This is a genomic window from Arenibacter sp. S6351L, from assembly GCF_023016025.1.
Classification (GTDB): Bacteria; Bacteroidota; Bacteroidia; order Flavobacteriales; family Flavobacteriaceae; genus Arenibacter; species Arenibacter algicola_B.
In genome coordinates, this window is record NZ_JALKBB010000005.1 from 132,785 (window position 1) to 146,723 (window position 13,939).

7 protein-coding genes are annotated in these 13,939 nt (G+C 38.1%); 5 read left to right on the top strand and 2 right to left on the bottom strand.

The window, feature by feature from the left end; translation table 11 throughout:
• Positions 1-511 precede the first annotated feature (511 nt).
• From MWU82_RS06015 to uxaC, 5 genes are all read left to right on the top strand, one after another.
• Positions 512-3,058, top strand: coding sequence for a phosphoenolpyruvate carboxylase (locus tag MWU82_RS06015; protein WP_215947278.1), 2,547 nt, complete (start codon positions 512-514; stop codon positions 3,056-3,058).
• A 457-nt stretch (positions 3,059-3,515) separates the two neighbouring features.
• Complete coding sequence (locus MWU82_RS06020) at positions 3,516-7,313, top strand: PAS domain S-box protein (RefSeq protein ID WP_247095648.1); 3,798 nt, start codon at positions 3,516-3,518, stop codon at positions 7,311-7,313.
• 182 nt (positions 7,314-7,495) lie between these two features.
• Entirely contained in the window at positions 7,496-7,891 is a 396-nt protein-coding gene (locus MWU82_RS06025) for a response regulator (RefSeq protein WP_215947280.1), read from the top strand.
• Positions 7,892-8,135: 244 nt separating this feature from the next.
• Positions 8,136-10,376, top strand: a complete 2,241-nt coding sequence (locus MWU82_RS06030; RefSeq protein ID WP_247095650.1) for a c-type cytochrome — start codon at positions 8,136-8,138, stop codon at positions 10,374-10,376.
• Between the two features lie 72 nt (positions 10,377-10,448).
• Positions 10,449-11,855, top strand: coding sequence for a glucuronate isomerase (gene uxaC / locus MWU82_RS06035; protein WP_247095652.1), 1,407 nt, complete (start codon positions 10,449-10,451; stop codon positions 11,853-11,855).
• A gap of 113 nt (positions 11,856-11,968) precedes the next feature.
• Here uxaC and MWU82_RS06040 read toward each other — a convergent pair whose 3' ends face one another.
• A complete protein-coding gene (locus tag MWU82_RS06040) occupies positions 11,969-12,886 on the bottom strand; it encodes a ThuA domain-containing protein (protein WP_247095653.1) in 918 nt (305 codons plus the stop codon).
• A gap of 12 nt (positions 12,887-12,898) precedes the next feature.
• Positions 12,899-13,912 carry a LacI family DNA-binding transcriptional regulator gene (locus tag MWU82_RS06045; RefSeq protein ID WP_247095655.1) on the bottom strand — a complete coding sequence of 338 codons (1,014 nt, stop codon included), beginning with the start codon at positions 13,910-13,912 and terminating at the stop codon, positions 12,899-12,901.
• Between the last annotated feature and the right edge of the window lie 27 nt (positions 13,913-13,939).

Here is a 13,939-nt window from a genome sequence, read left to right on the forward strand (position 1 = left end):
ATACGCTTAAACTTTTGGATAATCATAAATAATTATTGCGGAAGGGGCTAATCAAAAAAACAATAAAATATTGATAATGCGAAAGATAGGGAAATATTAATTATGCAAAGGTTTGCATGATTAGCCATTTTATAGGTGCGGGAATAGAGCGCATTGGATAGTTAAAGGCACACACAAGGAAGATCTTAATATGTTGATTATTTTAAGGTGTTGGAGTTTGATTTGGCCCAAACTAAAAAGAGCCTTGCCGGTCAGGCAAAGCTCTTTTACGAGAACACTATATGAAAATGAAAAAATTACTTTTTTATTATTACAATGTAAATGTACCTTGTTACCCTGCGTTGTGAAAATTATTGTTGTCAAGTCAACTGATTATGAGGTGTCCCTATTAAATTTTGATGTTTGGCACATAATTCCTCCTTCAAATCTAAAAATATGCCGATATTTAATGTTTGAAATTCATGTTCCCAAATTAAGGGAGGATGTTTATGTAGAATGTAATTAAAGACGTATGCTTCAATCAGAGAGATTAGACGAATTTAAAAAATCAGTCCAGAACAAGTTCAATATTTATAATAGCTTGTTTCTTAATTTGCCATACCAAAATATTGAAAATGTTGGGATGCTGATTCCATTATTGTTAGATCAGGCCGAAAAGGGGTTGAAATCCGGGAAAAATCCACAGGAAATTTTAGACGCTTTCTTTCAAAACTATGCCAAGATAGATTCGGAAAAGGATAGGATAGATTTTATGTTCCGGATTATTCAGTACGTGGAAAGACAGGTGGTGTTGTATGACAGTGTTGAGGATGCGGCTTTCCCAAAGCTTCAGAAACACAGTAGTTCCCTGACTATTGGGGATTATTTTCAGTTAGTGGACAAAAATAAAAGTTGGGACCAGATTTCGGAAAAATTGTCCACCTTTAGTGCACGTATCGTTTTAACGGCGCACCCTACCCAATTTTATACCCCTGCTGTATTGGATATCATTAGTAATTTAAGGAGTCTTATTTTGGAAAACAAGATCAATGACATTGATCTTGTGCTTCAACAATTGGGACTAACCTCCTTGATCAATGCTAAAAAGCCTACTCCATTGGATGAAGCCAAAAATATAATATACATTTTACGAAATGTTTATTATGATGCTGTTGGGGACCTTTATGCTTACATCAAGGATAATATTGGCGATATGGATTTTAATAATCACAACATCATGAAACTTGGGTTTTGGCCCGGTGGGGATAGGGATGGAAACCCTTTTGTAACTTCCAGTATTACCAAGGATGTGGCCGACGAGCTACGTATTACCCTAATGAAATGTTATTATCACGATGTAAAAAACTTACAGCAAAAATTAACTTTTAGGGAACTTCAAGATGTAATTTCCAATTTAAGGGGGCGCTTGTACAATACCATGTTCGATGCCACCAAAGTGTTGCGCTACGATGAAATTATAGAACCCCTTCTTGAAATTAGGTCGATATTGATTAATAAATACCACAAGTTATACCTAAAGGATTTAGATCATCTTATAGACAAGGTTAAGATCTTCAGGACACATTTTGCCACTTTGGATATTAGGCAGGACCATAGCGTTCATACCCAGGTTGTAGAGGCTATTCTAAAGGCCAACGGACTAATTTCAGAAAGTATAGGGGAATTGGATAGGCAGGAATTAATAGATATTTTAATCCATAAGGATATAGATTTGCAAGTCCAGAATTATGAGGAGGATATTGTTAAGGAAACCATTCAAAATATTCTACAATTAAGGGGAATTCAGGAGAAAAATGGCGAGGAGGGTTGTAACCGATATGTTATTAGTAATTCCGAGAGCGTTTTTTCTGTACTTTTTGTTTACGGACTATTTAGATGGTGTGGTTGGGATTCGGATAAAATTACCTTCGATATTATTCCTTTGTTCGAAACCATGAGAGGCATGGAAAGTTCTGAAAATACAATGAACGAATTGTTTGACCTTCCAGAGTATAAAAAGCATCTGGCCCAACGCCATAATAAGCAAACCATAATGCTCGGATTTTCAGATGGCACCAAGGACGGTGGATATGTGAAAGCAAATTGGGAAATCTTTAAAACAAAGGAAAAATTGTCTGCCGTATGCGATCAAAATAATATAAAGGCTATCTTTTTTGACGGGCGTGGCGGACCTCCGGCCCGAGGAGGAGGAAAAACACATAGATTTTATGCTGCACAGACCAAGGATATTGCCAATAATGAAATTCAATTAACCATTCAGGGCCAGACCATAACCAGTACTTATGGCACTAAGGAGCAGTTTATTCATAATTCTGAGCAATTATTAACGGCCGGACTTTCCAATAACTTTTTTGGCAAGGAAAATGTTATTTCCAAGGAATCAAGACAATTATTGGAGGAGTTGTCCGATCTGAGTTTCGAGAAATACGATGCTTTAAAGAATCATGATAAGTTTATTGCATATTTGGAAAACAAGAGTACTTTAAAATACTACCAAAAGGCAAATATAGGGAGTAGGCCAGGTAAAAGAGGCCATAAGAAAAAATTGGAACTCACTGATTTGAGGGCCATTTCCTTTGTAGGTTCATGGAGCCAGCTTAAACAGAATGTCCCGGGTTATTTTGGAATTGGAACGGCTATAAAGATTTTAAAGGACCAAGGAAAATTGGAGGATATAAAAAAATTATTCAAAGAAGTTCCGTTGTTTAAAGCATTGATGCTCAATAGTATGATGTCTTTGGCCAAGTGTTATTTTGAACTGACCAGCTATATGAAGGATGATGAGGAATATGGTGAATTCTGGAACATCCTATATGAGGAATATTTGCTTTCCAAAGAAATGCTGTTACTTATTTCTGAATCCAAGATCTTAATGGAGAAAGAGTCGGTTTCACGTGAATCGGTTAAAATAAGGGAAAACATAGTGTTGCCTTTATTGGTAATCCAACAATTTGCCCTTCAGCAATTGAGTAGGGAATCGGAATATAAAGAATTGTATGAGAAAATAGTAATTAGGTCTTTGTACGGTAACATTAACGCAAGTAGGAATTCTGCTTAATGTTAAGAATACAAAGTAAAGTCTAAATGGCCATAAAAAAGGATATGCCAACATTGTTGGAACTAACCTATCCTTTTTTGTGGCCATCTTATTATTGACCGTTGGTGAAAATTTAATGGATTTTATTTAGTAATATTAGTAGATCGATATAATTTATCAATTTTGAAATCGTTTTAGAGTTAACGGTTTCATTGTTTATATTTGACTATATTGGTATAAGCACAATAATAGCATTGATCCAATACCGATTGGGAATTCTGTTACGATTACAAGGTACTCCCCCCTCTCCTTTCAAGTAGCATTTTAATGTATATAATAAAGCGCCTTACCATTCTATGCGTTATGAGCTTTAGTGGGAATTGAAATAATTCATTGGATTTCTACGTAATATATAAATTGCAATTCCATCTCCCATAGAATGGTTGGGGAATGCACGTTTTATTTTAAGGAGTATTTTATGCCAAAAAACAACATTACTGCACTAAAAAATACATTTAACGATCTATTAAAAAAGGAAGATGATTTTTTCAATTTTGCAGGAGAAAGTTTAATGGATGGTTTATGGTGCTGGAATTTAGCGAATCCTGAAAGGAGCTTTATCAGTAGTAAATTTTCCCAATTGCTCGGTTATACCTCAGGCTCAAATGCTGCCATTGAAATAGATTTTTTATCCTTGGTTCATGTAGGGGATTTAGATCGGGTCCAAAGTGCTTGCCAAGGCCTTATAACCAATTCCCAGAATAAACCACTGAACATAGATGTAAGATTCAGCCATGTGGACGGACATTATATTTGGTTAAACCTCAGGGGCAGCCTGGTTGCTGACGAATCCCAAGATTGCCAAGGTCTTATTGGTGCAGCCCTATGTATAGATAGGTACATGGAGAGCGAAAAACAATTACAGATCAACAAGGATTATTACGAAAATGTAATTAAGGGCGCCAATATAGGGGTCTGGGAAGGTAATCTTGTCACAGGTAACGTTATATGTAATGAAAGATGGGCAGATATGTTCGGATATAGCTTGGCCGAGCTGGAACCATTAACCTATGGTACCTTTTTAAATATGGTTCATCCAGAAGATATAGAGAAGATAGATATTTCCTTGGAAAATCATGTTAAAGAAAGTGGTATTTACGAGGTAGAATTTAGAATGCAACATAAAATGGGGCATTGGGTTTGGGTGCTAAGTCGTGGAGAGGTAACTAAATACGGTGCAGATGGCCTTCCTGAAGTCGTTTCGGGCATACATTACGATATAAGTAATCGTAAAGTCAATGAAATTTTGTTGGAGAAGTACAAGAATCTCTTTGAACGGTCAAGTGAAGCAGCAAAAATCGGATATTGGGAAGTTGATCAAGAGGAAGAAACTGTTTTTTGGAGTAAGGTTGCCAATCAAATTCACGGGGTATCCGAGGAATTTAGTCCAACACTGGAAAAAGGATTGGATTTTTATATTGAAGGCGAGCATAGGGATCGTTTAAAGTTAATTGTGGATAAGGCGCTTACAGAGCCCATGGAGTTTGATGAGCAATTACAACTAAAAACGCAAAACGGTCACTTAAAATGGGTGAGGGTAATAGGGGTCTCCGAACATAGGGGCAATGAGCGAGCAAAGTTGTACGGACTTATCCAGGATATTGATGAAATTAAAAAAGTCCAATTGGAGATTAGATTTCGGGAGGAGCAGTTTAGGCAAACCTTTAATCATTCTGCCATGGGTATGGCCTTAGTAAATAATGAAAATAAATTATTAAGGGCAAACAAAAGTTTATGTAATATTTTCGGTTACACAGAGGAAGAAATGCAAAAGTTAGACCTTGCTGACATGGCGCATCCCGAGGACTTAAAATTGAACAGAAAGTATATAGAAGAATTATTTCAGGGCAAGCATAAAAATATAAAATTAGATCACAGGTTTATACATAAAGACGGTACTGTTATTTGGGCCAACATATCTATGTCTGCTATTCATAACGATCAAGGGCAGGTAATACATTATGTTTCCCAAGTGCAGGATATTACGGAGCGTAAGCAAAATGAATTGTTGCTGGCCCATAATGCCCAGGTAATGCAGCGCATCAACGATGCAGTGCGTATAGGAATTTGGGAGCTTGATTTGGGTACAAATAATGTTTATTGGAGTCCTACCATAAAAAGTATGGTAGGGGTTCCAGAAGATTATAAACCAACTTTAGAGGAAGTTTATCCTTTTTTTCAGGAAGGGGAGCATAGGGAAATCCTAATAGAGGCTTTAAGAAGGGCCGTTGAACAGGGAGAGGGATTTGATCTTGAACTAAAGGTGGTTACTACTTCCCAAAGGATATTTTGGTCCAGAACGATAGGAATTCCGGAAATGGTGGATGGGGTATGTACCAGATTATATGGTTTTTTTCAGGATATTGACGAAAAGACAAGGGCCACAAAGGATTTAGCCGTCAAGGAAGAGGAAATGAGGCAAACCTTTGAACATGCCCAGCACGGTATGGCCTTTATCGATTTAAATGGGAACCTACAGAAATCCAACCGCAGTCTTAGCCGTATTATTGGCTATTCTGAGGCAGAATTGCGCAAACTAACCTTGGTAAATATTACTTATCCAGACGATTACGCAAAATCCCAGGCCTTAATGTTCGAGGTATTGGACCAGAAAAGGGACTCTTTCAGTGTAGAAAAGCGGTTTATTCATAAGAATGGTGATATTATTTGGGTTAATCACTCTTTATCAGCCATTAAAAACGATAAGGGGGAATATATACACCTATTGTCCCAGGTTGAGGACATTACCGATCGTAAGAAAAGCGAATTACTACTTATAGAAAATAAAAACCTCTTGGAGCGTTCCCATGAAATAGGGAAGATAGGTTCATGGGTATATTTACCTCAGGAGAATAAGGTGACCTGGAGTGAGAATCTCATAAAAATGTTGGAGGCCGATAACTATAAACCACATAATCTGGAATTCTCAATTGCCAATTACGCCCTTAAAAAGGACCAGGATCGAATTGCGAAAATTATGCATTTGGCGGTAGTGGAGGGCAAAAGTTTCGATTTTGAAGTTGAAATTTTAAGTAAGTCAAAAGGAATATTTTGGACACGTAATATCGGAGTGCCAGAATTTAAAGATGGGAAATGCATCCGGATATCTGGGCTTATGCAGGATATTGACCATGAAAAGCGATTAAAATTGGAGCTTGCTTTTAGTGAGGAAATGTTTAGAACAACTTTTGAGCATGCAGCCATAGGAATGGTTGTCATAGATTTAGAGGGAAGATTGCGAAAGGCCAATCCAAAAATCTGTGAGATATTGGGTTATGGGGAAGAGGAGATTCTTGAAAAATCAATATCGGATTTTGTGCACCCAGAGGATGTGGAAACCGCTAAAGTAATGTTTGAAAGGACCGTTGCTACAAATAGTGGATTTAAAATGGAGAAGCGCTGCAGGCATAGGAACGGAAGTTATATTTGGATTTTTGAGGCAGTAGCTGCTGTAAAGAGTGACAGGGGTGAACTCATGCATTTCGTGGCCCAAATCCAAGATATTTCTGATAAAAAACAAATGACCGAAAATCTAACCGAGCACAACAACCGCCTTACGAATTTTGCACATATCGTTTCCCATAACTTAAGATCGCATACCAGTAATATTTCCATGCTCTTGGATCTGGCATTGCAAGATGATCCCAAAGTACTTGAAAATGAATACTGCCGTAATATTAAGGTCGTTTCGGATAATATGAACGAAACTATTCATCAGCTTAGTGAGATTGTGGAGATAAATTCTCAGGTGAGTTCAACCTTAACCTCTCAAAACCTATTAAAAAGGGTTCAGAAAGCCATGAAGACTGTTGATCCATTGGTTAAGAAAAACGGTGCTAAAATCTATTTGGAGGTTGCAGCCGATATTAATGTAATGGCAGTACATGCCTATTTGGAGAGTATTATTCTAAATATGATTACCAACGCTATAAAATATAGATCTCCAGAAAGACTGCCGGAGTTGAAAATTTCCAGTGGAGTAAAAGGGGAATATGCTTTTTTAAGTTTTGAGGATAATGGCCTTGGGATCGATTTGGACCGGCATGGCTCCAAGCTTTTCGGCATGTACAAAACATTTCACAGTCACCCGGAAGCACGTGGCATCGGACTCTTTATCAGTAAGAATCAGATCGAAGCTATGGGAGGTAAGATCGAGGTAGAAAGTGAGTTAAATAAGGGTACCAAATTCACCGCATATTTTCGAATTGCTTTATAGTGTATAATCTTGCGGTTAGTGATTTTAATAGGATATAAAGCTGTTTTGTATACTTTAAACAATTTGTTAATAAACATTAGAGGTCCTATTTGGGAAAAATAAATTATATTAGTAACCAACAAATTCTATAGGATAACAAGAAATGCATTTTATAAATGCATGAATAAACAATATTTACAGGAATGACGATTAATACAGTATGCATCATTGATGATGATCCTATTTTTATTTTTGGTTCTAAAATACTTTTAAGGAATAATAGTTTCGCTTCAGATTTTCTTGTTTGTCAAAATGGGAAAGAAGCTTTGGATGTAATAACACCTCTGATTGAATCGGAAGAAGGGTTGCCCGAGGTTATTTTTTTGGATTTGAACATGCCCATAATGGACGGATGGGAGTTTTTGGATGAGTTTGGTAAAATATCCCGGGAAAGGGAGATTAGGATATATATTTTAAGCTCATCTGTAGATTCTAGGGATATGGAGCGCGCCAAAAAATATGACATGGTCAATGGTTTTATAGCCAAGCCCTTGACAGATGTAAAGATCAAGGAATTGGCCCAAGAAATTGAAGGGTAGGGTTTCCTTGTGTTTTCAATTTTATAGTTTTGCTGCACTATTAATAGGCATGGCGCACTTTGCATGCCGTTAACTTTGGCCTTGGAACTTAGGTGTTATAACCCTAATATTCTCCAAATATCATAAAGTATTGTTCGGATAGTCTGTTTTTTGCCAAATATATATTAATCCATTAGTATTTTAAATGCCTCTGTATTAATTTAGTGGCCTTGTCAAAATGTCAGAATACAAACCTCCAATATTAATGAGATTATCATTTTGTTTTTTCCTTTCTCTTTCGCTTATCGTTATTTCATGTAAACCATCTTACCAGGAACCTCAAATTTCCCTTGAGGATTATAGGGTGGAAGAGGGTTTTGAACTGGAGATGGTGGCGTCCGAACCCCTTTTGACAGCACCGGTCGCCATAGATTTCGATTCTAAGGGACGGATTTGGGTAGCTGAAATGGCTGGATTTATGGTCAATTTAGAAGGTGATGGGGAAGATTTGCCTAGTGGATCTATTAAAATCCTTGAGGATCTTGACGAGGACGGAATTATGGACCATGCCAAAACCTTTTTGGATAGTTTGGTTATGCCAAGGGCTTTGGCCCTTGTTTATGGTGGGTTGCTTTATGCAGAATCACCTAATCTTTGGTTTGTTGAAATTGAGAATGATAAACCAGTAAACAGAGTGTTGGTAGATTCCCTTTATGCAACCGTAGGAAATCCTGAACATCAGCCAAATGGTTTAATGATGAATTTGGACAACTGGATCTACAATGCCAAATCTAATTTCAGATACCAACGTAAAGATCGGGTGTGGTATAAGGAACCTACTACCCAGAGAGGGCAGTGGGGTATTTCCCATGATAATTTTGGAAGGCTTTATTACAATAATAATTCCACCCAATTATTGGGCGATCATATACTGCCCAATAGGTTGGTCCGCAATAAATATTTTGTTCCAAGAAAAGGTGTTGATGAAACCTTGACCAAAGATCAACGTGTTTATCCGCTTCATGCTGCCTCAGTGAATAGGGGATATGAAGAGGGGGTTTTAGACCAGGATAGTCTATTGGTTAATGTTACGGCGGCCTGCGGACCATTGGTCTACAGGGGAGGAATGTTCCCAGCTGATTATGATCAAAATGTCTTTGTTTGCGTACCTGAGGCCAATTTGATAAAAAGAAATATCCTATCCTTTTACGGAGATCGTGTTGAGGCCAAACAAGCCTGGCAGGGAAAAGAGTTTTTAGCCTCTACGGACGAAGGTTTCCGGCCAGTAAATTTATCCACTGGGCCGGATGGGAATATGTATGTTGTGGATATGCACCGGGGTGTAATTCAGCATTATGCATTTTTGAGCCCTTATTTAAAGAAAATATCGGCCGAGAAAAAATTGGATACCATATTGGATTATGGAAGGATATTAAGGGTTCGGAGTAAGGATAAGCCGGCACGGGAAATTCCTGACCTGGAGACTTTATCTGCATCCCAAATGTTAGTGTTGCTGAAGGACTCCAACGGTTGGATACGTGATAGGGTTCAGCAATATTTGATTCAAAATAAGGACAAAAGTGTTTTGCCTGAACTCAAAAAAATGGCTTTGGACAATACTAGTCCATTGGCCCAATTGCACGCTCTCTATGTCTTAAAAGGCCTTAATGCCCTTTCTTTCGACTTCCTACAAGAGTTGGCTCAAAATGGTGGCCCTGAAGCTGCATCTCATGCTATTGTCCTTTTGGAGGAATATGCTTCTGAAAAAAATGTTCCCAAAGCAAAAGTTCTTTTTGCCGAACTATTGAAAAGGAATGAGCCCATGCTGGATTTGTACCTTTCAACAACAATGGGGATTTGGGCCAAGTACGATCAGGAAGTGTTTTTCTCTTTTATTTATGATTTGTCGAATAAATACAGTGATAATAAAATATATCAGGAAGCCATTGTTAGTGGATCGGAAGATGTCCTTACGGCTCTTGACTCCCAACTTGGAGATCTTGTAAACCTAAAGGATTCGAACCTTGCCAGTCTAACAACTGAAAGCGTTGAGCGTAAAGGAAACGACAAACCTAATTATATTTATTCAACAAAAATTGCAAGAGCGGATTCCAGGACCAATGGAGCCATCCTGTTCCGTCAAATATGTGCCTCTTGCCATTCGTCCAGTGGGGAAGGTATCCACGGATTGGCACCACCACTTGTGGGGTCTGAGTATATTTCTACACATTTGGAACAATTGGGGCTTATTATTCTTCACGGCCTAAAAGGTCCCCTGAAAATTAAAGGGGAATTGTATGATGAGAACCATCAAATGCCAGGCCTTAAGTATAATAAGAATCTGTCCGATAAGGACATCTCGGATATAATATCCTATGTGACCAATGCATTTTCTGTTAACCCTAAGGGTTTAAAACCGGAAAAAATAAAGGAACTTAGGGGAGTCAAATCAAAAGACGGTATGGAATATACCGAAAAGGAATTATACGAGCAGATCGGAAAATAATTAAGGATAGTTTATCCCTATTCTAGGATAAAGCAGGTAGATTAAGAATTAAAATTAAATTACGGTAGTAAGATGAAGACTTTTATAAATGATGATTTTCTTTTGCAGAGCGATTTTGCTAAAACCTTATATCACAATTATGCAAAGGAATTGCCCATAATTGATTATCACAATCATTTACCTCCCCTAGAAATTGATGGGAACCGGGTTTTTGAAAATATAAGTCAAGCTTGGTTGGCGGGAGATCATTATAAATGGCGTGCCATGCGTGCTTTTGGGATAGATGAACACTTTATAACCGGTAATGCTACGGACAAAGAAAAATTTCTTAAATGGGCCGAAACTGTACCTTATACGGTAAGAAACCCATTGTACCACTGGACTCATTTGGAGCTGCAGCGCTATTTTGGGGTGCAGGAATTGTTGGGGCCTGATAATGCGGAGGAAATATATGAGCGTTGTTCGGCAATACTACAGCAAACATCGCACAATACCGTTGGATTGTTGCAACAACAAAAAGTGGAGTCTTTATGTACTACGGATGAATCTATAGACTCCCTTCAATTTCATAAGAGCATCAAGCAAAAAGGGATTTCGCCAAAAGTTTTTCCAACCTTTCGCCCGGATAAGACATTTGCCATAGAGCAGGGGAGTGCCTATGTTGCTTACATGGAAAAATTGGGTCAGGCCGCCAATATTAGTATTACATCGTACAACGATTTGTTGGCAGCTTTGGAAAACCGAATCGACTATTTTCATGCACAGGGAGGTAGGCTGGCCGATCATGGGTTGGAACAATTGTATTATTTCAGGGAAGGTACCTTTATTGCCGAGAGTATATTTAAAAAAGTAATGGAAGGGAAGGCTATTTCTGAGGAGGAGGTCCAATACTTTAAGGCACAGGTGTTGTTGTTTTTGGGAAGGAGTTATCATAAAAAAGGCTGGGTGCAACAATTCCATATTGGCGCTATTAGGGACAATAACAAAAGGCTATTGTCCAAATTGGGCCCTGATACCGGGTTCGATTCCATAGGTGATTTTTCACAGGCACGTGCATTGAGCGGTTTCTTAAATGAATTGGATGGAACGGATCAATTGGCAAAAACTATAATCTATAACCTTAACCCTGCCGATAATGAAGTCATAGCTACCATGGTAGGTAATTTTAATGACGGAAGCGTTAAAGGAAAGGTGCAGTTCGGTTCGGGATGGTGGTTTCTAGATCAGAAAGACGGAATGGAAAAACAAATGAACACGTTGTCCAATATGGGGCTTTTAAGCTGTTTTGTGGGAATGTTGACCGATTCTAGGAGCTTTTTATCCTTTCCAAGACACGAATATTTTAGAAGGATCTTGTGTAACTTAATAGGTAAGGATGTGGTAAATAGTGAGTTGCCGGCAGATGAAAAGTTGTTAGGAAAAATTGTGTCCGATATATCCTATTACAACGCCAAAAACTTTTTCGATTTTAATAAATAAGACCTTTTAGAAGTGATTGTTTAATGCTACTACTTTTAGCTAGAAACAAAAAATGCGCATCCTTTTAAGATGCGCATTTTTTATTGATGTTATAATATTGATAAGAGTTTGGGTCAAGGTTTTCCTATAGGGCTATCATCGCATTTTAGGTCGCCCACTACGTATTGCATACCGTCCAAAAAGAACTGAAGCAATTCCGGATTGTCCATGCTCTGTGCGTTATGTGAAGGGGAGCTATAGAATACCCTGCCTTTGCCATGTCGTTTTATCCAGGACACGTAGATGGTGTTGTCCGTAACTTCTTTACGTACACCTTCCAATTTGTCAGCTTCTATATACAGTAAAGGTCTAAAGTTGTAGTCCGAATAGGCATTGTTGAAAAAATAGGGTTCATCCACGTGGGTAAAGCCCTTCCCTTTAAAGGCCTGTACCATCGGGTGATTAGCATTAACCTCCTTTAGGTGCATTTCTTGTTGTTTTGGATGGTAGTCAAAGCTGCCCCCGGTCATTTTGCTGAATTCCTTGGAATTGTTTTGAACAGTGATAGCACCGTGCATGATCATTAAACCACCGCCCTTTGCAACATAATCCATTAAATTCTTTTCATATTCTGCCGCCATTTTTGCTATGGTGTTGTCATTCAAGGTAGTGTTCTTCTTTAATAGGTCCCAGAACAAGTCACGTTTAGGTCCGGCCGGATTGGAATTGTTTAAAATTATGGCATCGTATTGCTTTAGGTTTTTTTTATCAAAACTATCTATGTCGTGGGCAATGGTAATCTCAAATGCTCCCGATTTTCTAGCCAATATTTTCAGCATTTCGTCATTATGTGGAATGGTCCAATGGTAGAATCCGGTATGCTGTGAAAAAACCAATATTTTCTTTACTTCCGCCTTTACCCTCGGTGCGGATGGAGCCAAAGATTCTATCTTGGCGAGCCATTGGTCATTTATTGGTAATTCTTCTATGCTTTGGGCGAAAATTGTTCCAACAAAAAGGAATGTAATTAATGAGTAAACTGTTTTGTTCATTTTAGATATTTATTAAAGTGTAGATTCTCTTATGATCAATTTATGCCTTAGGGTAATGGAATTTGCAGGATGCAAATCTATGCCCCCGTTTAAATGGCTTATAACGCTTTGTCCGGCCAAAACCCCTAATTCGTAACCTGGGTAATTTATAGTACTAAGGGTAGGGGTGACCAATTCCGAGATAGGGTCATTATTAAATCCAATTATTTTAATATCACCGGGAATTTTATAATTCTCTTTTTTTAATTCTTTAATACAATGAGCGGCAAAAGTGTCGTTGGCTACGAACAGTCCATCAATGGGTATGTCATTATTTTTGATATGCGCAATCACATCTTTAACACTACTTGGGCCAAGATCGGATTCCAGTAAATTGGCCTTGTCAAATTTTAAATTGTGTTTGGCCATAGCTTCTTTAAATCCTTTCAGTCGCTCGGAATAAACGTTACGTTTTAGATTGCCGCTAATATACAGAAGATTTTTGCAGCCCTGTGTTATCAAATGCTCTGTAGCCTCAAATCCGGCCAATTTGTTATCTATTATTATGGTGGAACAATTGGGCAAATTGTGCACCCTATCAATAAAGATAAGTGGTATTTTGTTTCTGATGTAATTTGCAAAATGATCAAAGTCGGTAGTGTCGTAGGCCAAGGATACCAAAAGGGCATCAACTCCACTATCGTAGAGCGTTTTTGCATTTAACTTTTCTTTTTCCATAGATTCCAAAGACTGACTTATAATCAAATTATAGCCGGCCTCATTGGCTATTTTTTCAATCCCCGCAAGAACGGTGGACATGAAAATAGAATTGAGCTTGGGGACAATGACTCCAATGGTATTGGACTTCTGTTTGCTGAGGTTTACTGCAAATTTATTGGTTTTGTAGCCCAGTTCATTGGCTTTTGAAATTACACGATCCTTGGTTTTTTGGCTTATGGATGGATGGTCGTTTAGACTCCTGCTTACGGTTCCGGCCGAAACACCCAGCGTTTTTGCCAGATCGTAAATGGTTATTCTCTTGTCCATATTATTAATTGTTGCACAAACTCTGCA

Bases quoted from the DNA above. Each gene is read 5' to 3' on its own strand.
- MWU82_RS06015 (WP_215947278.1), top strand. From the start codon at position 512: ATGCTTCAATCAGAGAGATTAGACGAATTTAAAAAATCAGTCCAGAAC.
- MWU82_RS06020 (WP_247095648.1), top strand. From the start codon at position 3,516: ATGCCAAAAAACAACATTACTGCACTAAAAAATACATTTAACGATCTA.
- MWU82_RS06025 (WP_215947280.1), top strand. From the start codon at position 7,496: ATGACGATTAATACAGTATGCATCATTGATGATGATCCTATTTTTATT.
- MWU82_RS06030 (WP_247095650.1), top strand. From the start codon at position 8,136: ATGAGATTATCATTTTGTTTTTTCCTTTCTCTTTCGCTTATCGTTATT.
- uxaC (WP_247095652.1), top strand. From the start codon at position 10,449: ATGAAGACTTTTATAAATGATGATTTTCTTTTGCAGAGCGATTTTGCT.
- MWU82_RS06040 (WP_247095653.1), bottom strand. From the start codon at position 12,886: ATGAACAAAACAGTTTACTCATTAATTACATTCCTTTTTGTTGGAACA.
- MWU82_RS06045 (WP_247095655.1), bottom strand. From the start codon at position 13,912: ATGGACAAGAGAATAACCATTTACGATCTGGCAAAAACGCTGGGTGTT.